General features: G+C 71.1%; 19 protein-coding genes, 1 pseudogene and 1 riboswitch. Of the genes and pseudogenes, 3 read left to right on the top strand and 17 right to left on the bottom strand.

The features are described from left to right. Nucleotides 1–5: 5 nt before the first annotated feature. The 7 genes and pseudogenes from hisG to N8I84_RS07850 all read right to left on the bottom strand — a co-directional run bounded on the left by hisG (nucleotide 6) and on the right by N8I84_RS07850 (nucleotide 6,125). On the bottom strand, nucleotides 6–854 hold the full coding sequence (hisG, locus tag N8I84_RS07820) for an ATP phosphoribosyltransferase (protein WP_263228871.1): 849 nt from the start codon (nucleotides 852–854) through the stop codon (nucleotides 6–8). Between the two features lie 55 nt (nucleotides 855–909). Continuing rightward, nucleotides 910–1,182, bottom strand: coding sequence for a phosphoribosyl-ATP diphosphatase (locus N8I84_RS07825; protein WP_007491392.1), 273 nt, complete (start codon nucleotides 1,180–1,182; stop codon nucleotides 910–912). 34 nt (nucleotides 1,183–1,216) lie between these two features. Continuing rightward, a complete protein-coding gene (gene ribH / locus N8I84_RS07830) occupies nucleotides 1,217–1,702 on the bottom strand; it encodes a 6,7-dimethyl-8-ribityllumazine synthase (RefSeq protein WP_263228872.1) in 486 nt (161 codons plus the stop codon). A gap of 19 nt (nucleotides 1,703–1,721) precedes the next feature. Beyond that, nucleotides 1,722–3,014 carry a bifunctional 3,4-dihydroxy-2-butanone-4-phosphate synthase/GTP cyclohydrolase II gene (locus N8I84_RS07835; RefSeq protein WP_263228873.1) on the bottom strand — a complete coding sequence of 431 codons (1,293 nt, stop codon included), beginning with the start codon at nucleotides 3,012–3,014 and terminating at the stop codon, nucleotides 1,722–1,724. Continuing rightward, a complete protein-coding gene (locus tag N8I84_RS07840; protein WP_263228874.1) occupies nucleotides 3,011–3,655 on the bottom strand; it encodes a nicotinamide mononucleotide transporter family protein in 645 nt (214 codons plus the stop codon). Before N8I84_RS07840 ends, N8I84_RS07835 begins: the two co-directional genes overlap by 4 nt. Next, the gene (locus N8I84_RS07845) at nucleotides 3,652–4,254 is read right to left on the bottom strand and encodes a riboflavin synthase (RefSeq protein ID WP_263228875.1); all 603 of its coding nucleotides are present in this window, start codon (nucleotides 4,252–4,254) and stop codon (nucleotides 3,652–3,654) included. The genes N8I84_RS07840 and N8I84_RS07845 overlap by 4 nt, the downstream gene beginning before the upstream one ends. Before the next feature lie 148 nt (nucleotides 4,255–4,402). Continuing rightward, nucleotides 4,403–4,533: riboswitch (FMN riboswitch) on the bottom strand. 360 nt (nucleotides 4,534–4,893) lie between these two features. After that, nucleotides 4,894–6,125 (bottom strand): annotated as a pseudogene (locus N8I84_RS07850) (ROK family transcriptional regulator). Nucleotides 6,126–6,260: 135 nt separating this feature from the next. Between N8I84_RS07850 and N8I84_RS07855 the strand changes: the two are divergent. Beyond that, on the top strand, nucleotides 6,261–7,535 hold the full coding sequence (locus N8I84_RS07855; RefSeq protein ID WP_390898866.1) for an MFS transporter: 1,275 nt from the start codon (nucleotides 6,261–6,263) through the stop codon (nucleotides 7,533–7,535). A gap of 167 nt (nucleotides 7,536–7,702) precedes the next feature. Here the strand turns inward: N8I84_RS07855 and N8I84_RS07860 are convergent, their stop codons facing one another. Beyond that, the gene (locus tag N8I84_RS07860; protein WP_263228877.1) at nucleotides 7,703–9,232 is read right to left on the bottom strand and encodes a GMC family oxidoreductase; all 1,530 of its coding nucleotides are present in this window, start codon (nucleotides 9,230–9,232) and stop codon (nucleotides 7,703–7,705) included. A 252-nt stretch (nucleotides 9,233–9,484) separates the two neighbouring features. Next, nucleotides 9,485–10,744, bottom strand: a complete 1,260-nt coding sequence (locus N8I84_RS07865) for an MFS transporter (protein ID WP_263228878.1) — start codon at nucleotides 10,742–10,744, stop codon at nucleotides 9,485–9,487. Nucleotides 10,745–10,868: 124 nt separating this feature from the next. Here N8I84_RS07865 and N8I84_RS07870 point away from each other — a divergent pair, with 124 nt between their 5' ends. Further along, a complete protein-coding gene (locus N8I84_RS07870) occupies nucleotides 10,869–11,474 on the top strand; it encodes a CGNR zinc finger domain-containing protein (protein ID WP_263228879.1) in 606 nt (201 codons plus the stop codon). Between the two features lie 7 nt (nucleotides 11,475–11,481). On the opposite strand, the gene N8I84_RS07875 is transcribed toward N8I84_RS07870, so the two are convergent. The 8 genes from N8I84_RS07875 to N8I84_RS07910 all read right to left on the bottom strand — a co-directional run bounded on the left by N8I84_RS07875 (nucleotide 11,482) and on the right by N8I84_RS07910 (nucleotide 19,166). After that, nucleotides 11,482–12,438, bottom strand: a complete 957-nt coding sequence (locus tag N8I84_RS07875; protein ID WP_263228880.1) for a Gfo/Idh/MocA family protein — start codon at nucleotides 12,436–12,438, stop codon at nucleotides 11,482–11,484. 34 nt (nucleotides 12,439–12,472) lie between these two features. Then, nucleotides 12,473–12,985 (bottom strand): flavin reductase family protein, encoded by a 513-nt coding sequence (locus tag N8I84_RS07880; protein WP_263228881.1) that lies wholly within the window; start codon nucleotides 12,983–12,985, stop codon nucleotides 12,473–12,475. Between the two features lie 88 nt (nucleotides 12,986–13,073). Further along, complete coding sequence (gene galU / locus N8I84_RS07885) at nucleotides 13,074–13,988, bottom strand: UTP--glucose-1-phosphate uridylyltransferase GalU (RefSeq protein ID WP_263228882.1); 915 nt, start codon at nucleotides 13,986–13,988, stop codon at nucleotides 13,074–13,076. Nucleotides 13,989–14,030: 42 nt separating this feature from the next. Beyond that, a complete protein-coding gene (locus N8I84_RS07890) occupies nucleotides 14,031–15,527 on the bottom strand; it encodes an alpha,alpha-trehalose-phosphate synthase (UDP-forming) (protein WP_263228883.1) in 1,497 nt (498 codons plus the stop codon). A 229-nt stretch (nucleotides 15,528–15,756) separates the two neighbouring features. Continuing rightward, complete coding sequence (locus tag N8I84_RS07895; protein ID WP_263228884.1) at nucleotides 15,757–16,566, bottom strand: alcohol dehydrogenase; 810 nt, start codon at nucleotides 16,564–16,566, stop codon at nucleotides 15,757–15,759. 93 nt (nucleotides 16,567–16,659) lie between these two features. After that, entirely contained in the window at nucleotides 16,660–16,824 is a 165-nt protein-coding gene (locus N8I84_RS07900; protein WP_263228885.1) for a hypothetical protein, read from the bottom strand. 53 nt (nucleotides 16,825–16,877) lie between these two features. Further along, nucleotides 16,878–18,089 (bottom strand): acyl-CoA dehydrogenase family protein, encoded by a 1,212-nt coding sequence (locus N8I84_RS07905; protein ID WP_263228886.1) that lies wholly within the window; start codon nucleotides 18,087–18,089, stop codon nucleotides 16,878–16,880. Nucleotides 18,090–18,248: 159 nt separating this feature from the next. After that, on the bottom strand, nucleotides 18,249–19,166 hold the full coding sequence (locus N8I84_RS07910) for a ParB/RepB/Spo0J family partition protein (RefSeq protein WP_263228887.1): 918 nt from the start codon (nucleotides 19,164–19,166) through the stop codon (nucleotides 18,249–18,251). Between the two features lie 1,131 nt (nucleotides 19,167–20,297). Here N8I84_RS07910 and N8I84_RS07915 point away from each other — a divergent pair. Then, nucleotides 20,298–21,281 carry a helix-turn-helix domain-containing protein gene (locus N8I84_RS07915; RefSeq protein ID WP_263228888.1) on the top strand — a complete coding sequence of 328 codons (984 nt, stop codon included), beginning with the start codon at nucleotides 20,298–20,300 and terminating at the stop codon, nucleotides 21,279–21,281. The last annotated feature ends 1 nt before the right edge of the window (nucleotide 21,282 follow it).

Here is a 21,282-nt window from a genome sequence, read left to right on the forward strand (position 1 = left end):
GTTCCTCAGAGGCGGCAGGCGTGGATGGCCGTGGTGAGGATGGCCCGGGCGCCGATGTCGTACAGGTCGTCCATGATCCGCTGGGCCTCCTTGGCCGGGACCATGGCCCGCACGGCGACCCAGCCCTCGTTGTGCAGCGGCGAGACGGTCGGGGACTCCAGGCCCGGGGTGAGGGCGACGGCCTTCTCGAGCTGCTCGACGCGGCAGTCGTAGTCCATCATCACGTAGGTCCGGGCCACCAGGACGCCCTGGAGGCGGCGCAGGAACTGCTGGACCTTGGTCTCTTCGGCGTCGGCGCCCGTGCGGCGGATGACGATCGCCTCGGACTTCATGATGGGCTCGCCGATGACCTCCAGGCCGGCGTTGCGCAGCGAGGTGCCGGTCTCGACGACGTCCGCGATGACCTCGGCGACGCCGAGCTGGATGGCGGTCTCCACCGCGCCGTCCAGGTGGACGACGGCGGCGTCGATGCCGTTGTCCGCGAGGTGCTTGGCGACGATGCCCTCGTAGGAGGTGGCGATCGTCATGCCGCTCAGGTCCTCCACGCCGTTCGCCGTGCCGGGCTTGGTGGCGAAGCGGAAGGTGGAGCGGGCGAAGCCGAGCGGGAGGATCTCCTCGGCGTTGGCGCCGGAGTCGATGAGCAGGTCACGGCCGGTGATGCCGATGTCGAGGCGGCCGGAGGAGACGTAGATCGCGATGTCGCGGGGGCGGAGGTAGAAGAACTCGACCTCGTTCTCCGGGTCGACGATCCTCAGCTCCTTGGACTCCCGGCGCTGCTGGTAGCCGGCCTCATGCAGCATCTCCGCCGCAGGGCCGGACAGTGAACCCTTGTTGGGGACGGCGATGCGCAGCATGAGGTCGGCTTCCTTCGTTCGTGCGTATGGGTTGTACGGGTATTCGGTTTACGGCTCAGAGGTGGGCGTAGACGTCGTCCAGGGAGATCCCGCGCGCCACCATCATCACCTGGACGTGGTACAGCAGCTGGGAGATCTCCTCGGCGGCCGCCTCCTTGCCCTCGTACTCGGCGGCCATCCAGACCTCGGCGGCCTCTTCGACGACCTTCTTGCCGATGGCATGGACACCCTTGCCGACCAGCTCGGCGGTGCGGGAAGTGGCGGGATCGCCGTGGGCGGCCTTGTGCTGGAGCTCGGTGAAGAGCTCCTCGAACGTCTTCTTGGACATGGTGGTCCTAACCCTACGCGCTGAGGGCCGTACCTCAGTGCCAGGGTTCAGATACTGAGCGGAGCGTGGCGGCCGTCGCCACCGCCGCCGTCACCGCCTCGTGCCCCTTGTCCTCGTTGGAACCCTCGAGGCCCGCGCGGTCCAGGGCCTGCTCCTCCGTGTCGCACGTCAGCACCCCGAAGCCGACGGGGACGCCGGTCTCGACGGAGACCTGGGTCAGGCCCTGGGTGACGCCCTGGCACACGTAGTCGAAGTGGGGGGTGCCGCCGCGGATGACGACGCCGAGGGCGACGATCGCGTCATATCCGCGGCCCGCGAGGACCTTCGCCGCGACCGGCAGCTCGAAGCTGCCGGGGACCCTGAGCAGGGTCGGCTCGTCGATCCCCAGCTCCCGCAGGGCGCGCAGGGCGCCGTCGACCAGACCGTCCATCACCTTGTCGTGCCACTGTGCCGCGATGACGCCGACCCGCAGGTCGCTCACGTTGCGTACGGACAGTTCCGGTGCACCCTTGCCGCTCACGTCTCTCCTCAGTGCTCTGTTACTGGTTGCCGCAGGCGGACACGGCGGTCGTGTCCAGCCAGGGCAGGTCGTGCCCCATCCGGTCCCGCTTGGTGCGCAGGTAGCGGAGGTTGTGTTCACCCGCCTGGACGGGCATCGGTTCCCGGGCGGTGACGTCGAGGCCGTAACGCAGCAGGGCGTCGGTCTTCTCCGGGTTGTTGGTCATCAGGCGCACGCTGCTCACGCCGAGGTCCTTCAGGATCTGGGCGCCGGCTGCGTAGTCCCGGGCGTCGGCGGGCAGGCCCAGCTCCAGGTTGGCGTCCAGGGTGTCACGGCCGCGCTCCTGGAGTTCGTACGCGCGCAGCTTGGACATCAGTCCGATACCGCGTCCCTCGTGGCCGCGCAGGTAGACGACCACGCCCCGGCCCTCGGCCTGGATGCGCCGCAGGGACGCCTCCAGCTGGGGGCCGCAGTCGCAGCGGGCGGAGCCGAAGACGTCGCCGGTCAGGCACTCGGAGTGGACGCGGACCAGAACGTCCTCACCGTCGCCGATCTCGCCGTGGACGAGGGCGACGTGCTCGACGCCGTCGACGGTGGACCGGTAGCCGTACGCCGTGAAGGTGCCGTGGGCGGTGGGCAGCCGGACCTCGGCCTCGCGGCGGACGGTCGGTTCGTCCGAGGTGCGGCGGTAGGCGATCAGGTCCTCGATGGAGATGATCGTCAGACCGTGCTTGCGGGCGAACGGGATCAGCTCGGGCAGCCGCAGCATGTGGCCGTCCTCGCCGGCGATCTCCACGATGGCGCCGGCCGGGCGCAGTCCCGCGAGCCGGGCGAGGTCGACGGCGGCCTCGGTGTGGCCGTTGCGGACCAGGACGCCGCCGGACTTGGCGCGCAGCGGGAAGACATGGCCGGGCCGCACGAAGTCCGAGGGCTCAGCCGTGCCGCTCGCCAGCAGCTGGAGCGTGGCGGCGCGGTCGGAGGCGGAGATACCGGTGGTCACGCCGTGGGCGGCGGAGGCGTCGACGGAGACCGTGAAGGCGGTCTTCATCGACTCGTTGTTCTCGTCGACCATCTGGGGGAGCCCGAGCCGGTCCAGCTCCTCGCCCTCCATGGGGGCGCAGATCAGGCCGCGGCACTCGCTCATCATGAAGGCGACGATCTCGGGGGTGACCTTCTCGGCGGCGATCACGAGGTCGCCCTCGTTCTCGCGGTCCTCGTCGTCGACGACCACGACCGGGCGGCCGGCCGCGATGTCGGCCACGGCCTGCTCGACCGGGTCGAGCGCGAAGTCCTCGATGGTGTCCGTGCTGTAGAGAATCGGCGCCGTGCTCATACGGCGGCTCCTTCCAGGACGGGCCGCGCGGCCCTGCGGGAGCGCAGCCACCAGTCGCGCATGCCCCACAGGACGAGTGCGCCGTAGATGACGTAGACGAATCCGGAGAAGGCGAAGCCGTTGGCGAAGTTGAGCGGGACGCCGACGGCGTCGACGAGCAGCCACGCGAACCAGAACTCGACCATGCCGCGTGCCTGGGCGTACATGGCGACGATCGTGCCGACGAAGATGTACGCGTCCGGCCACGGGTCCCACGACAGTGCCGGGTACGCGGTGAACAGGCCGGCCACGGCGAGGGTGCCCACGGCCGCGGCGCCGACGAGGATGCCGCGTTCCCGCCAGGTGGCGAAGCGCGGTGCGATGTGGCCGTCCTCCGCCTGGCCCTTGCCGCGGTTCCACTGCCACCAGCCGTAGACGGCGACGACCATGACGACGACCTGCTTGCCGGCGCTGCCGGAGAGGTGGGCCGTGGCGAAGGCGGCGAAGAGAATCAGGCCGGACAGGAACTGCACCGGCCAGCTCCATATGGAGCGCCGCCAGCCGAAGGCGAGGCCGAGCAGACCGATCACGTTGCCGATCATGTCCGACCACTTGATGTGCTGGCCGAGGAGCGCGAAGGCCTCGGAGTTCAGCCAGTTCACTTGGTGGCCCCCTGACCGGCCAGGAGGCTCTCGACGTACTTGGCGATGATGTCGACCTCGAGGTTGACCGGGTCGCCGGGCTGCTTGAGGCCGAGAGTGGTCAGCGCGAGGGTGGTGGGGATGAGGCTCACGGAGAAGTGGTCGCCTCCGGCCTCAACGACCGTGAGGCTGATGCCGTCCACCGTGATGGAGCCCTTCTCCACGACGTAGCGGGACAGGTCCGCCGGGAGCGAGATCTTCACGATCTCCCAGTGCTCGGAGGGCCGGCGCTCCAGGACCGTGCCGGTGCCGTCCACATGGCCCTGCACGATGTGGCCACCGAGACGGGTGCCGACGGCGGTGGGGCGTTCGAGGTTGACTCGGGAGCCGACCATGAGGGCGCCGAGGCTGGAGCGGTTCAGGGTCTCCGCCATGACGTCGGCGGTGAACTCGTCGCCCTCGTGCTCCACGACGGTGAGACAGACGCCGTTGACCGCGATGGAGTCGCCATGACGGGCGCCTTCGGTGACGACGGGTCCACGGAGCCGGAAGCGGGAGGAGTCGCCGAGATTCTCGACGGCGGTGACCTCACCCAGCTCTTCGACGATTCCGGTGAACACTTCCCGGGTCCTCCTGCCTCGATGGGGCACGGACTCCGGGGCCTGTCGATGACGACAGCAGACACGAGCGAGGACACCGGGGGCGACGCCGGACGGGCCTCGTCCGCATGGACGAGCCGAGACGGCGGCGCGCACGAATGCCCGCCCGCCGCGCACTGCCTCCCATCCGGACTTTAACCGTCGGTCCAGGAATTCCACCTGGTCAACCGGCCGCTGGAAGCGACCGGGTCGCGGACTGTAACCGCCGGTTCGGACTTTCACCGACCCCGGAGTGCGCTGCTTCTGGTACAGCCTCAGTGTGCCACGACTGATCGATGGCCAACCGGGTGAACTTGCTGTGGGGTGCCTCACAGGTTCACATGCTGGACATATTCGACGGCGGGCGCCTGCCCGCCCTCGCCGCCACCACAGCAACACGCGCTCCACGAGAGCCACTTGAGATTGGTCCATACCTATTGACCGGGTGATCCACCCCGCCTAGGGTCGGCGCTCGCGGCGCGGTGCGCCGCCCTCGAACGGCCCGGCGGCGGTGACGAAGGCCCTTGCCCGCCGCCGGGCCTGCGGACGGCATGACCACAGCGGTACGGCCGCCTGCCGCAGTGCGGGCTCCTGTCGCGGTCCTGGCGCAGTGCGGACGCCCTATCGCTCAGGCGGCGTGAAGAGCTCGTCCTGGGCTCCGTCCCGTGCCGTCAGCAGTGCTCCCCGCAGGACCGCGCCGCCGCCCAGGGTGCTCGCGCGCACCTCGGTGGCCAGCGGTGACACACGGACCAGACGCTCCGCGACCCGCGCGGCGAGGACGTCCCCGCCCGCCTGCCCGACCTCGCCCCCGAGCACGACACAGCCGGGGTCGAGGACGGCGGCGACGGAGGCGGCGCCGATGGCGAGCCGGTCGGCGAGGGCGTCGAGGAAACGGCCGGCCCGTCCCGCCGGGGACACCTCCGTCACCCCACTGCCGCCGCCCGCCTCCACCCCGGCGACCGCCGCGACCGCCCCCGCACCAGGGCCGCCGCCGCCAGTTCTCGCGTCGCCCGCCCCGCCGACAAACCGTGCTCTCCCGCCAGTTCCACGATCGCCGCCGCCCCCGCCAGGGAGTGGAATCCACCCTCGCAGTCCGTCGCCGACGGCAGGGTGGCGGTGCCCGGGACCGGCAGGAAGCCGATCTCGCCCGTGCCGCCCGAGGCGCCGCGGCGCAGCGCGCCGTCCAGGACCACCGCCGCGCCCGTGCCATGGCCCAGCCACAGCAGGACGAACGTGTCGCGGTCCCGCGCCACCCCCTCGCGCTGCTCGGCCAGCGCCGCGAGGTTGGTCTCGTTCTCGACGATCACCCGGGCGGGCAGCCGCTCCTGGAGCGCGGCGACCAGGCGGCGGTGCCACTCCGGCAGCCCGGCGGAGTCACGGAGTTCACCGGTGGCGGGGTCGATGAGACCGGGCGCCCCGATCCCGACCGTGTGCAGCCTGTCGGCACCGGCCTCCTTCGCGGCACGCTCCACCAACAGCACCGCCTGCTCGACCGCCGGCCCGGTGCCGGTGTCGCCGCCGATCGGCGCGGAGGCCTCCGCGAGCACCCCGCCCAGCAGATCCGACACCAGCACGGAAACGCTCTCGGTGCGCACGTCCAGGGCGGCGAGGTGGGCCCGGTCGGCGACGATCCCGTACACCCGCGCGTTCGGACCGCGTCGCTGCTCGCCCGACTCCCCCACCACCGCGATCAGTCCGGCGGCCGTGAGCCGTTCGACGAGGTCGGCGACCGTGGGCCGGGACAGTCCGGTCAGCTGTTTCAACTGCCCTGCCGTCAAAGGGCCCTCCTGCTGCAGCAGGCGCAGGGCGAGCCGGTCGTTGATGGCCCGGGCGGTGCTCGGGGATGCGGGCATGCCGGGATCCTTCCAGATCTGCCATAGCGCCGCTCCGGCGCGGCTTCGGGTCCCCTATCTATCAGGCAGGGTTCCTGATAGTTTACGTCGGCGCGCAGGGAGGACACCGCCGGGAGGGGCCCGAGAATGAGCGAGATGAGCGAAGCGAGCCGACAAGAGGTGAGGCGCGCCCGGTACGCCGTGGCGGCCGTGTTCGCCGTGCACGGCGCCGTCACCGGCTCGTTCGCCACCCGCGTGCCCTGGATCCAGGACCATGCGCACGTCAGCGCCGGCCAGCTCGGCATCGCCCTGGCGTTCCCCGCACTCGGCGCGTCCCTGGCGATGCCGCTCGCGGGCCGGATCAGCCACCGGTTCGGCGCCCGGACGGCGCTGCGCGGACTGCTCTCCCTGTGGACGCTGTCCCTCGTCCTGCCGTCCCTCTCCCCCGATCTGCTCACCCTGTGCGCGGCCCTGTTCGTGTACGGCGCCTCGGCCGGGATGGCGGACGTCGCGATGAACGCGCTCGGTGTGGAGGTGGAGAACCGTCTCGGCAGGTCGATCATGTCCGGACTGCACGGCCTGTGGAGCGCCGGCGCACTGATCGGCTCGGCGGCCGGCACGCTCGCCGCCCACCTCGGCTCGGACGCCCGGCTGCACCACGCCCTGGCCGCCGCGGTGCTGACCGTGCTGGGTCTCGTCGCCTGCACCTGGGTCCTCGACCTGCAGCCCGCCGAGGACGAGGAGCCGCCGCCCCGGTTCGCGCTGCCGCCCAAGTCGGCGCTGCTCATCGGTGCGGTCGGCTTCTGCGCGGTGTTCGCGGAGGGCGCCAGCCTGGACTGGTCGGCGGTCTATCTGCGCGACCAGCTGGACAGTTCCGCGGGACTGGCCGCCGCCTGCACCACCGGTTTCACGCTCACCATGGCACTCGCGCGGATCGCGGGCGACAAGGTGGTCGACCGTTACGGGGCGGTGCGCACCGTCCGGGTGGGCGGTGTCCTCGCCACGCTCGGCGGGCTGCTCATCGTCGTCGCCGACCATCCGGCTCTCGCCATGGGCGGCTTCGCGTTGATGGGTCTGGGCATCGCGGTCGTCGTCCCGCTGTGCTTCGCGGCGGCGGGCCGCAGCGGGCCCAACCCGAGCCAGGCCATCGCGGGCGTGGCCACCATCACGTACACCTCGGGCCTGGTCGCGCCGGGCGCGATCGGCACTCTGGCCCAGGCCACGAGCCTGGTCGCGTCGTTCGGCCTGGTGACCGTGCTGGCGTGCGGGCTCGCGGGGTTCGCGGGGGTCCTCCGGGCGGGCGACCGCAACCGTCCGCAGGGTGCGACGGCCGCCGGTGCCGCACCCTCGGGGCGTGTACCCGCGGCGGAGGAACCGTTCTGTTCCCTGCCCGAGGCTCAGCGCCCGGGTCCGGACCGCCGAAGCGACTGAGATGCCTGTGTTGACCGGATGCGGATCGGCACCCTGGCGCTGATGCCGGGTCCTGGGGGCTCGGCTGCGAGACGGGCCCCGACCAGCCGGGGGATTGCTGGTCGGGGCGGCTCATGGGGTGGACGTGCCGCTCACGGGTGTGGAAGGGCCTCGGCCCCTTCGCCGCTTCAGCGTTGCTGAAGGAGCACGTCCGCCGCCCGTTCGGCGAGCATGGTCACGGGTGCGTGCGTGTGGGCCCGTACGATGCTCGGCATCGCGGAGGCGTCCACCACGCGCAGACCCGTCAGCCCTCTGACCGCGAACGTCGGGTCGACCACCGAGCGCTCGTCCGTGCCCATCCGGCAGGTGCTCACGAGGTGGTGGATACTGCCTCCCGTGGCGCGGATGTAGGCGGTGACGTCGTCGAGGTCCTCGGACAGGGCACCATCCGTCAGCGGCTTGCCCACCCACTGCGCGAAGTCCGGCTGCCGCAGGACGCGCTGTGCCTCGCGCACGCCCGCCACGAGCGTCTCGAGGTCGTGTCCCGCCTCGTCGGTCAGGTAGCGAGGGTCGATCAGTGGCGCGTCGTGCGGATCGGCGCTGCGCAGGGTGATCGCCCCACGGCTGCGCGGTCGCAGCAGGATCACTCCCAGCGCCAGGCCGTGCGCCGTGGGCCGCTGGTGCTCGCCCAGGGGGACGACCAGGTGGACGACCTCGATGTCCGGGGCCTCGAGTTCCTCGCGGGTGCGCAGGAACAGCAGGGCCTCGGAGATGATCGAGTCCAGTGTGCCGTAGCGGTCCTGCAGGTACTGGGTGATCTGCTCGGACGTGGTGTTCGCGCCGGGCGACCGGAAGCCCTGCGCCTCGAAGGCCAGGGGCACGAGCAGATGATCCGTCAGATCCCGGCCCACGGTCGAGAGGTCGCGGACCACGGGGACACCGTGCCGGGTCAGTTCCTCGGCGGGGCCCACCCCCGACAGCAGCAACAGGTGCGGGCTGCCGACGGCTCCGGCCGAGAGGATCACCTCGCGCTCCGCGCGGAGGGTCTCGGTCCCCGACTCCCCCTCGATCTCGATCCCGACCGCGCGGGTGCCCTCGAACAGGACGCGGCGTACGAACGTGTCCGCCAGCACGGTGAGGTTCGGCCGCTCCCGGGACGGAGCGAGGTAGGCATCGGCCGAGCTGTGCCGCAGGCCGTCACGGTGGGTCGCGCGGGCCAGCAGGTGGCCTTCCTGGACCTCGGCCGCCGGGGCGTGGCCCAGGCGCGCGCAGGCGTCGACGAACGCCGGGGTGACCGGCAGCGGATGGCGCAGGCCCGCCAGGCTGACCCGCTGCTCGGCCCGCTCGAAGTAGGGTTGCAGGTCTGCGTGGCTCCAGCCGGTCAGGCCGGCCTCCGCCCAGGCGTCGTAGTCCGCGCGGTGGCCTCGGGTCCACAGCTGGGCGTTGATGACCGATGAGCCACCCACCGCCTTTCCGCGGGGTATCGGAATGGAGCGGTCGGCCAGACCGGGCTGCGGCACCGTTGTGAAGTTCCAGTCCAGCTCGCCGCCGAAGAGGCGGGGGAACAGGATCGGCACCTGAACCTCGGGGCGGGTCTCGGGGGTTCCCGTACCGGCCTCGACGAGGAGCACCTGTGCCGTGCCGTCCGCGCTGAGCCGGTCGGCGAGCACGCATCCGGCCGAGCCGGCCCCGACGATCACGTAGTCGAACCGGCTCACTTCGCGACCGCCTCTCGGGCCGAGGCGGCGCTCGAAGTCGTGCTCACGCCCCAGGTCGTGCTCTTGCGGCAGAGGTTCTCGGCCATGGCAACTCCTTACCGTGTGCAGTGACGTTTCGATGTGCAGTGGTGTTGCGCTGGGCGACGGCGTTCGCGCGCTGCCGTGCGTCGGGGGTGACATGGCACGGGATCCGGGCCGGTCCGGCCGTCGCGGTCGGCCCGGAGGCGGTGCGGGCGGTACGGGGGCCGCGGTTCAGCGTGCGGCGGGCACGCCGTCCTTTCCGGCGGGCGCCTGCGCCGGTGCTTCTGTGGCTGCGACGTCACGGCTCCGCAGCACGTGCCGGAGCAGGGCGAGTGCGGCCAGGATGACGACCAGGCCACAGACTCCGTTCCAGCCGAAGGCGGAGTAGGCGCGGACTCCCAGCCACGAACCGGCACTGCCGCCCAGGAACGCGCAGGTCATGTAGGCGGTGTTCAGACGTGCGCGGGCCTGCGGACTCAAGGCGAAGATACGGGCCTGGTTGGCGACCTGGCCCGACTGCATGGCCACGTCGAGCAGCAGCATCCCCGCACCCAGGCCCACCAGTCCGAGGACCCCGCCGAAGTGCCCGGTCAGCAGCAGGGCTCCGGCGGCGATGGCGCCGAGCATGCACACCAGGTTGACGGCGTCCGGACCTCGCCGGTCGGTGCGGCGTCCGGCGATCGGCGTGGCGAACATGCTGGCCGCGCCGACCAGGGCGAGTACGCCCACGGCGGGGGTACCCAGGTCGTAGCGCGGGCCGGTGATGAACAGTGCGAGGGCGGTCCAGGCGGCGCTGAAGGCGGCGAACACCAGGACCTGGTACTGGCACGAACGCCGCAGCAGCGGCTCGGTGCGCAGCAGGTGCAGGGAGGCCGCCAGGAGTGCCGGGTAGCGCTGGTCGGTGCTCGGCTTCGTGTGCGGGAGCGCGGCGGCCATGGCCAGAGTGAGGAGGAGGGCCATGCCGGCCGCCACCAGGTACGGGGCGCGCCAGCCCAGCCACTCCCCCAGGGTGCCGGAGAAGGTGCGGGCCAGGAGGATGCCGCCGATCAGGCCGGAGAGCAGGGTCCCGGTCACCGCGCCGCGGCGCTCGGGTTCGGTCAGCCCCGCCGCCATCGGGATGAGGATCTGGGGAACCACCGTGGTGAGACCGACCAGCGCGCTGGCGACGGCGAGGACGGGCAGGGCCGACGCGGTCCCCGCCAGGACGAGCCCCGCACAGGTCACCAGGAGCAGGGTCGTGATCAGACCGCGGTGGCGGAGCCGGTCGCCCAAGGGGACCAGCAGGAAGATTCCCGCTGCGTAGCCGAGTTGGGCGCAGGTGACGACCACGGCCGCGGAGGCCGGGGCCACGTGCAGGTCCTTGGCGATCAACGGGCTGATCGCCTGGGGGAAGTAGATGTTGGCGACCGCGATACCGCAGGCGACGGAGAGGAGCAGGATCAGGGGCCGGCTCAGCGCCGACGAGGCTGCGGAAGGAGGGCCAGCAGGCACGACACACACCTCGACCAGGTAACGGAGGGACGGACAGGGGAAGGTGGCAGGCCGCCACCGAGAACCGGTTTAACCGGTTCCAAGAAGGTACCAGTAAAACCGGTTCCGACGTAGGGTGGTTTTCATGACGGTCACTCCTGCGCCGACGGGCAACCGCTTCCGCAGCGGCTCCGGCCGGCTCTGCCTCGACTTCATGCGCACCTTGCGGCTGCGCGGCATGGACGCCGCCACCGAGGAGCTCGACACCCCGGAGGCGCTGAGCGCGTGGGTCGCCCAACTGGGCCCCTATCCCGACGACACCCTCGTACCGGTCCCCACCCAGGCAGTTCTGCGGCAGGCCCGGGAGGTGCGGGAGGCGGTTCACACGCTCCTGACAGCGGCCCGCAGCCACAGCGGGCCCGCAGGGTGCCCCCCTGGCGCCCGCGCACTGCTGAACCGGGCCGCGGCCGCACCACCCCCCGTACCGGTGCTCGACGAGCACGGCGCGCTGACCTACACCGCCGCCGATCCCGTCGGCGCGGTCCTCGCCGACATAGCTCGCGACGCGCTCGACCTGGCGACATCACCCGCCCTGGAGCGGGTACGGGCCTGCTCCGGGCCTCGCTGCGCCGCTTGGTTCCTCGACACCTCGCGTCCGGGCAACCGCCGCTGGTGCTCGATGGGCACATGCGGCAACCAGGCCAAGAAGACCACCTGGCGCACCAAGCAGGCGTCCGCAGACCGGGCCTGAAGCACGGTCACACGGCGGCCTCGGCGATCGCTTCCAGAACGCCTGCGCACTCCACCGCGTCATCCGGTCCCGGCAGCCGCTCCACGTCCCGGCGCCCTTCGGGCGTCCGCTGCCGGCCGGCCAGGAAGGCGGTCGTGGCATCACCCGCCGCAGGTGGCCGGTGGGCCTCGATGAGCATCCCCTCCTCTGCTGCGAGAACCAGGTGGCCACCGTCCACCCGAAGCGTTCCCCGCGTCCCCTCCAGCCGCAGGCGGACGCCTCCGGAACGAGACGTCCACCCGGCGTGCAGCGCCACGGGAACCGTGCCCCACTCCACGAGAGCGGTGCCCCCGGCATCCCCCGGCCCGCCCGCCGGGAGAGGGCGCAGCAAGGCTCCGCGGACGCGGAGGGGGGCTTCGGGCAGCAGCCATCGCAACAGGTCCACGAGGTGGACTCCGAGATCGGCGAAAGCGCTCCCGCCGCCCCAGGACGGTTCGAGCATCCACATCGCGCCGGCGTCGGCGAAGAACCCGTCCAGCAGACCGGGGTGCGTGAACCACGCGTCCCCCGCCACGAGTTCACCGAGTCGGCCTTCGGCCAGGAACTCCCCGGCCCTGCGCAGGGCCGGAGCACAACGGAGGAACATCGCCACCGCCACCCGGCCACCGGCCGTCGCCACGAGGTGCGCCGACGCGGCCGCCTCCGTGGCGGTGGCGGCGAGCGGCTTCTCCACCAGGACAGGCGTCCCCGCCCGCACGGCTGTGGCGATGAGCTCTCGGTGCTCGGCAGTGGTGGAGCACACCAGGGCGAACTCCGCGTCCGCGAGGGCGGCGTCGGCCACCACCGGTACGTCACGGAGCTCGTGCAGCCGGCGGGACGTACCGGTCGGATACCGGCCAGGGTGGACGGCGCACACCTCCGCGTGGCCCGCGAGCACACGGAGGTGGTCGGCCAGGTGGGGATGCGCGGTGCCCAGAATCGCCACTTTGGGCCGTCGAGGGCTCGCGCCCGGCGCCGGTTCAGTGGGCACGAGCCACTGCGGGGACGGATCCCGCGGGCCGGACGAAGGCGCGGTCCACGTACACCAGCGCCTCCCGGTCCACGGAGGTGACGCAGTCCAGCACGCGGCCGATCAGGATGCTGTGGTCACCGCCGTCCACGACGTCGTGCATACGGCACGCGAGCCGGACGACGGCTTCGGGAATGCCGGGCAGTCCCCGTTCGAGGGTGACGGTGTCCCCGGCGGCGAACCGGTCGACACCCGAGGTCGCGAAACGCCGGGCGATGTCGGACTGGTCGTGGGCGAGGACGTTGACCATGAAGAAGTCCGCGGTGGTGAAGGCGGCGTGCGTGCTGGCCTTCTTGTCCAGGCTGACCGTCACCAGCGGCGGAGCCAGAGACAGGGAGACGAACGAGCTCGCGGTGAATCCCCAGCGGCGGCCGGCCGCATCCACCGTGGTGGTGACGACCACGGGTCCCGGGACACGGGCCATGGCACGGGTGAAGTCCAGTTCTCGGGCATTGGGGGGCATGGGTGCGGGCCTCCTCAGGCATGGGCATGGGTGCGTCAGAGGACGGTGACAGGAACGGTGTGCCGGCTCAGCCGGCGCGAGGCCTCGGTCATGCGGCGAGCTCCCGGGCGGCGAAGTCCCGCAGCCAGGTGCGGAACTCCGGGCCGACGTCCTCCCGCCGGCAGGCGAGCCGCACTGTGGCGCGCAGGTACTCGCCGCGGTCACCGGTGTCGTAGCGGTCGCCGGTGAACACCACCGCATGCACCGGGCCGCCGATCTCCGGAGCGCCTGCCATGGTGCGCAGGGCGTCGGTGAGCTGGATCTCGCCACCCCGTCCGGGTCCGGTCTTGGCCAGGACCTCGAAGACCGCCGGGTCGAGGACGTAGCGGCCGATGACGGCGAGGGTGCTGGGGGCCCGGCCCGGCTCGGGTTTCTCGACCAGGTCGGTCACCCGCAGGACGCCCTCCTGGTACCCGGCTTCGACCGCGGCGCAGCCATAGCGGTGGATCCGCTCGGTGCCGACGTCCATCAGGGCGATCACGCTGCCGCCCAGTTCCCGCCGGACGCCGGTCATGCGGGACAGCAGCGGGTCCGCGGGATCGATCAGGTCGTCCCCGAGCAGCACGGCGAAGGGCTCGTCGCCGACGTGGGAGGCCGCGCACAGGACGGCGTGTCCAAGGCCCCTGGGGTCGCCCTGGCGGACGTAGTGCACGGTGGCCAGGTCGGTCGCGGCGCGCACCAGGTCGAGCCGGGCCGTGTCGCCCTTGCCGGCGAGGACCGCCTCCAGTTCGGCGTTCCGGTCGAAGTGGTCCTCCAGGGCGCGCTTGCCACGGCCGGTGATCATGAGGACGTCGTCGAGGCCGGCGGCGACGGCCTCCTCGACGACGTACTGGATGGCGGGTTTGTCGACGAGGGGAAGCATCTCCTTCGGCGTGGCCTTGGTGGCGGGCAGGAAGCGCGTGCCGAGCCCGGCTGCCGGGATGACGGCCTTGCGCACGCGGTGTCGGGGAGGGGCGGAGGCCATGGTGTGTACGTCCTTGTCGTCGGTGTCTCGGACCTGTCGGGGTCAGGCGACGATCGTGCGCCGGGCCGGAATCTCGGACTCCCCGGGCACGGCCCCGTGCCCGCCCTCGCTCAGCGCGCTGAGGAAGGAGCGGGCCCAGTGGTGGACGTCCCGCTCGCGGACGTGGCGGCGCAACTCCCGCATGCGGTGCCGTCGCTCCCGCTCCTCCAGATCCAGGGCGGCGGCCATGGTGTCCTCGAGTTCGGACAGGTGGTGCGGGTTGACCAGGAGCGCCTGGGGCAGCTCATGGGCGGCGCCGGCGAACTCGCTGAGGACCAGCGCACCGCCCAGGTCCGGGCGGGCCGCCACGAACTCCTTCGCGACCAGGTTCATGCCGTCGCGGAGCGGCGTCACCAGCATGACGTCGGCGGCCTGGTAGAGGGCGGCGAGCTCCGTGCGGTCGACCGTGGTGTGCAGGTAGTGCACCGGGACCCGGCCGACCTGCCCGAAGGTCCCGTTGATGCGCCCGACTTGTGCTTCTACGCGGGCGCGCTGCCGTCGGTAGTGCTCGACGCGCTCCCTGCTGGGGGTGGCGATCTGCACCAGGACGGTGTCCTGTGCGGTGATCCGGTTCTTGGCCAGCAGCCCCTCGAAGGCACGCAGGCGCTGGTCGATGCCCTTGGTGTAGTCGAGCCGGTCGACCCCCAGCATGATCTTCCGGGAGCCGCCCAGCCGGTGGCGGATCCGCTGTGCCCGTTCCCTTACCGCCTCGCTGTGGGCCAGAGCCTCCAGGCCCGCCGTGTCGATCGAGATCGGGAAGGCCCCGGCACGGACGGTCCGTCCCGGCAGCCGCACCGTTCCGAGCACGGGGGTGGGCTGGCCGCCGGCCACGCTCTCGCCCCGGTGCAGTCTGCGGACGAGCTGCAGGAAGTTCCGGGCACCACCGGGCAGCTGGAAACCGACCAGGTCCGCCCCGAGCAGCCCGTCCACGACCTCCGTGCGCCAGGGCAGCTGGAGGAAGAGTTCGGGGGGCGGAAAGGGGATGTGCAGGAAGAACCCGATCCGCACGTCGGGGCGCCGTTCCCGCAGGAGTGCCGGGACCAGCATCAGCTGGTAGTCCTGGATCCAGACGGTGGCACCGGGCGCGGCCACGGCCGCCGTGTGCTCCGCGAACCGCTGGTTGACCTGCCGGTAGCTCTGCCACCAGGCCTGCTTGAACTCGGGTGGCGCGACCGCGTCGTGGAACAGCGGCCACAGTGTGGCGTTCGAGAAACCCTCGTAGTAGTCGCGGTACTCGCTTTCGTTCAGGGGCACCGGATGCAGCCGCAGGTCCGGGTCGTGAAAGGCCACGGGGGTGTCCCCGGTGGTACCGGCCCACCCCACCCACGCGCCGCGCCGGGCGCGCAGAATGGGCTCCAGGGCACTGACGAGCCCTCCGGGGCTGCGCTGCCATCGTGGTTCGGCCGTGCCGTGCGCCTCCAGGTGGACCGGAAGGCGATTGGCGACGACGAGGAATTCCGTTTCCTGGTCCGCGGTATGGCGAACCCTGGGCGTGTCCACGTCCTGCTTCCCTTCTGGCGGGGGCCGGACCCGGCGGACAGCGGCGGGGACAGGAGCGCCCGCCGGGCTCGGCAGCGTGTGCGACAGGGACGGACTGGTGCCGCGGCAGGCAACGTCTGCCCGTCGGGGAGCGCGTCCGGTGTGTGCTCTGGGTGCCCCTGCTCGAAGAGCTTGGGGAGTGCCGGGCGTCGCGACGGGGCGCGCGTTGCCTGTTGCCGGCACGTCCGCGCTAGGCGGCGCGGAAGTCCACGATGGTCTTGAGATCCGTGGTGCTGCGGTAGTTCTTGAAGATCTCGACCAGGCCGTCGAAGTCGTCGAAACTGTGCACGGTGGACAGCAGGCGCTTGCCGTCCACGATGCCCGACACCAGCATCTGCATGGCCGCCTGTATCACGTTCGCGGAGTGGTGCATGGGGAACACCGTGACGTCGAACGGTGAGGCGGAGATGTTGATGCCCTTGGCGAGCATCAGCCACGTGTCGAACTTCTGCATCTCCTGGGACGCCCCGTACAGCACGTAGCGGCCCTTGGGCTTCAGCCGGCGCATGGCCACCCGCCGGGGGTCCTTCTCCTCGTCGTCGACCTTGACGGTGGGAAGTGCGTCGAAGACGTAGTCGAAGGTGTTCTCCGCGACCTCCGCGATAAGTTCCTCGGGCAGGTACGCACGCTCGGAGAAGTGTTCCTCGGCGTGCCGGTTGCGGACGGGGTTCGCGTCCACGGACACCACCTGGTTCGGCGCGAGCAGGCGCTTGATGACGCTGCCGGCGATGATGCCGATCGGGCCGGTGCCCATGATCAGGACCTTGTCGCCGATCTTCGGCGGGTTCGCCAGGATCGAGCGGAGCGCGCCGGTGGTGGGCTCGATGAACGATGCCTGCAGGTCGTCCAGGGCGTCGGGTACCTTGACCGCGGCGGCCCGCAGATCGTCGTTGAAGTTCCGGTCGGCCCAGAAGACGTCCTCCTTGATCTCTCCTGAAAAGATCGGACGCAGGGTGCGGTACTCGGCGAAACCTCCGAAGTCGGTCTGCCCCCAGTACACGATGCGGTCGCCGATCTCGATGTCGGGACGGGTGAACTCCGGCCCCTTCTCGACGACTTCTCCGAGGTATTCGTGTCCCAGGATGATCGGGTACTAAGAGGGGAAGAGGTGACCCTCGTAGAAGGAGATGTCCGTCGAGCAGATCGACACGCAGCGGGTGCGCAGCAACAGGCCGTCGGCGGGCGCCGTGGGGCGCGGCACCTCCGCGAGGACGGTCTGACGCGGGGCTACGAGCTGAAGGGCCTTCATGGTGGGCATGGTTGTCCTTCCGGGCAGGTCGCGGTTGCGGAAGATGGGCCGGGCGGGCGGAGTCAGCGGCGCATGCTCAGACCGCCGCCGAGGAGGTACTGGCCGACCATCTCGATGTTGGTCGGCGAGAGCGTGATGTGTTTCGCGGCCGAGTGCGCGTCACGGAAGTAGCGTTCGAGCATGCTGCTCGCGTACAGCGAGGAGGTGCCCGCCACGGTGAACAGGCTGGAGATCGCCTCGCAGCAGTGCTCGGCCACGGTCGCCGCGGCCAGCCGGACGGTGGCGCTCAGCGGCTCCGCACCCACCTCGCCGAACTGTTCGGCATGCCAGGCGGCGTCCGCCAGCAGCAGTCGGGAGGCCCTCACCTGCGCCTCGGCGCGGGCGAACCGGTCCTGCACCGTGTGACTCGCGGCGAGGGTGCTCGTTCCGGCCATCGGCTTCTTGACGGTGGCGAGCCGCTGGAACTCCCGCAGCGCCGCGCGCGCCGTCCCGAGGACGGTCGACGACGATCCGAACAGGCCGAAGTCGTAGTAACTGATCCCGTAGCCGCGGGACGGGCGGTCGGGCGGAGCGGAGAACATGTCCCGCTGGGACACGGTGTACTCCTCTCCCACGAAGACGCCGTCGATCTCGTAGTCCTCGCTGCCCGTGCCGCGCAGGCCCAGGGTGTGCCAGTTGTCCAGCATGCGTACGGCGGTCCTGGGGACGAAGAGCATCCGGATGTCCGGGCCGTGCTCCGTCGTCCGCGGGGTGCCGTCGACGGTGACCCGGGCCGCGCACACCAGCCAGGCGGCGTGTGCCGAGCCACTCGCGAAACCCCAGCGGCCGGAGAGGCGGTAGCCGCCGTCGACCGCCTCTGCCTGACCGGTGGGGTTGACCGAGCCGACCACCAGCGCGTCCTGGTCGCGGAACAGTTCACGTGCCGCCTGTTCCGGCAGGTAGTCCGACAGCCGGCCGATCGCGGCCTGCACCGCCATCTGCCACGCGACCGCCGGGTCGTGGCGTGCCAGGGCCTGGAGGACCTCGGATCCGGTCTCCAGCGGCACCTGGGAGCCGCCGAGGTCACGGGCGACCAGCATCCGGTGGAACCCGCCGTCCTGCAGGGCCTCGAAGACCGCCACGGGAGAGGACCTGCGCCGTTCGCCCTCCTCCCGCCACTTCTCGACAACCGGGGCGATCCTGTCGACGCGGGCGAGCCACTCCGCGGTCCGATCCGATACGGGTTTCCTGTCCAGCAGCGCGAGGATTCCCCCGCGGCCTTGGTTCGGTTCCATACCCACCTCCTGAGGTCGCTCGGAGCATAGGCAGGGCGAACGGGCGTTCAATACCGGAAAAGCCGCTGGTGACAACACCTGTTGAGCGGTGCGGAAGAGCAGGGAACGCCAGAAGGCCGGCGCCATCGGGCGCCGGCCTTCCTGGTGCGACGACGTGGGTCAGCTCGCCTGGTCCAGAACGTTGACGAACGCCCGCCACACGTCGATGTGCTGATGCACCGCCGCGATCAGCACCGCCCGGCTGTACCGAGGTACGGCCGCCAGCAGCAGGTCTCTCTCGGCTCCCACGAGAGCGCGGTTGTCCAGCAGGCGCAGCAACCGCTTACCGGTGTCCGAGAACCGTAACGAAGGATCACGGGCGAGGACGGCGAGGGGATCATTGTGCGCGACACGGTGCCGCATCGGCACGGCGAGGTCTTCACCGGCCTCGACCGCGGCCAGCGGCACCGGCTCGGCCAGGGCGCCGGTGTCCTTCCGCAGGACCGGGTCCTCACCTCGCTGCATCCTCGCCCGGACGTCACGGGCGGTGCCCAGGGAGACACCGGCGGCGGAGGCGATCCGGCGCAGCGACGCGTCGGGGTTCTCGCGCAGGTAGGCAGCCGCGCGTCTCCGGCCGGCGGCCGCGTCCACGGGGCGGGCACGGCCGTCCCGGCCCACCCTGATGTGCGACTGAGGTCCGTCCCCGGATGAACGCCGCCGAATCGCCGCGACCGTCTTGGTGGACAGACCGGCGGCCTGGGCGATCGCCCGGTCCGACCACTGCGGGTAGGCCGCCAGGATCCTGTGGGCGGCGGCCGATCGCTCCTGTTGGCTCAGCCGCCGGCCGCGGTGCAGATTGGCCTGGACTGCCTGGACGAATGCCTCCTCGTCGTCCCCGTCGAAGTAGTGGACATCGATCTCGCGGCGACCGGCCAGCATCGCCGCCGTGAGCCGGTGCATTCCGTCGATCACGCGCATCGTGCGGCGGCACACCAGGATCGGCGGCAGTTCCCGTGTCGCCATCAGCGATCTGGCGTAGTCCAGATCCACATCTCCGGCCCGGGGGGAGTCGCCGGGCACCAGTGCGTCGACCGCCACCCTTTCCGTGCGGGGCGGTGCGGAATCCGTCTGCGGGCGAGGTGCCGGCCCGGTCATGGTCGCCTGCCCGCTCGGCCGGACGGGTGCCCCGGCACCATGACACGCGCCCCGGACCGGGCGGTCGGCGTGGTGAGCGCCGCCGGGGTTCCGGGAAGCGGACGAGCCGCGACGAGGCGTGCCATGGGCCAAGCGAGGGTGCCGTCGGCGTGAGGTTCGGCCTCTTCGGGAGCGTGAGCGAGAGCCCGCGGGCCGTCCGCACCCCGCGGTGCGATTCCTGCGGCGCGGATCTCACCCTGGCCGGGCGGGAGCGTCTCGTCCGGTTTCCGGGCAGGACGAGGCGGTGGTGTGTCGGTCATGACCAGTGTCTCCGTTGACATCCACAGCGTGGAAAGACAGGTACGGAACAGCCGGGAGCGTCAGTGGTCCGTGGCTGCGTCGATCTTCGGACCGGCTACCGGTCGACGACGACCGGGCGTCCGCCGTCAAATGAGTCGTCGACGACCGGGTGAGATCGGATCCCGGGGCCGGCGACCGAGCGCCGGTCACGGGTGTCGGGCCGGCTCAGCCGGTGCCTGACAGGCGTGCGCTCGACATGGTGAGGCGTCACTTGGGAAAACGGCGTTGGCATCCGACGACGGTGCCGTTCGGCCGGTGCGCCGACTTCTTCGGTTCGCTTTCGGCCATGGTCATGGTCGTGCTGCTGTACATGCTCGGACTTCCCCCGCCGTGTGACCCACGTACTTCCTGAGCAGTGGCGAGTTCACAGGGTGCCGGACCGGATTGCCAGGGGCGGTTGTGGCCGATTGGACACAAAGGGCCAACATCCTCACCGGTCAGCGCCCGACAGCCGAGCCCCGAAGGCGGCCGCTGAGCGCGGTCATCCGGGCGCGACGCCCGGCGCGTTCCCAGCCGTGACGCGCTGACCTGCGCCCACTCTCCGGGCACGGTGCTCGTGCGGACCCTTCGGCCGATTTATGAAGAGCTCCAACCTTCGTTTGGAATAGTGGGCGGTTCGGCAGGAAAACGGGGAGGAAAATTGTGGACAGCAGGCCACTGAGAGACGCCGGACTCATTGACATATCCGTCGTTCTCTCCAGTAGGGCGACGGAGCTTCTGGCTCGCACCGCGGACATGCTTTCGGCACTGACGACACCGGAGATCGCGGAGAGCTATCGGATCCTGGCTGAAACGGATGGCCCCATTCCGTTGAAAGAGGCCGACAAACGACTGGGGGCCGACGGGAGCGTCGCCCGGCTCCTGGCTCTGGGGCTGGCGCACGTGCTGCCCCACGATCCGCCGGTCCTGGCGGCCACCGCGCCGGTGCCGGCCGTGGAAGCCGCCCTGGCCCAGAAGCAGCACGAGCTCAACGCGCAGTACGACGTCATGGTCCGCGCCCGGCGGGAAGCCGTGCAGATACGTCAACTGGCGGATCAACAGGGACAGGAAGCCTCTTCGCACCGCCTCGCGCGCGTTCTCACGGACTCCGACGACATCGCCGCTCTGTCCAACACGATCGGTACGGCGGCGAAAGAAGAGCATCTGACGCTGGAGACCTTCCGCTACGACCTACCCCTCACGGAGAGTTCGGCGCAGCCTCCGACGGCCGCGTCGATCGCCCGCGGGGTGCGGCATCGGAGCATCTACGAAACCACGTTCCTGAGCGACCCCGTGGGCGCCGTGATCATCGAAAGCTGTGCCGCCGCCGGCGAGGAGATACGCGTCCTGCCGCAGCTTCCGATGAAGATGAAGATCACTGACTCCTCTCAGGCTCTCGTGGCACTGACGCCGACCGGTTCCAGCGCGGCCCTTCACCTGACGTCGCCCGTCGCTGTGGACGCGTTGCGCCACTACTTCGAGTTGCTGTGGCGCGACGCTCGCCCGCTGGGCCTTCGTCCGTCGCCCACCACGGGGGAAAGGGAACGTCAGCGCCATGAGATCGCGGCGCTGATGCGGCAGGGCCTCAAGGACGAGGCGGTTGCCCGGCGCCTGGGTCTGACCCCGCGCACCGTGCGCCGTCGCATCAGCGAGTTCATGCAGGAGCTCTCCGCCGAGACCCGTTTCGCCGCGGGCGCCGAGGCTCAGCGCCGTGGCTGGTTCGAGGACCCGGACGACTAGT

Source organism: Streptomyces cynarae (assembly GCF_025642135.1).
In the GTDB taxonomy this organism is placed as follows: domain Bacteria; phylum Actinomycetota; class Actinomycetes; order Streptomycetales; family Streptomycetaceae; genus Streptomyces; species Streptomyces cynarae.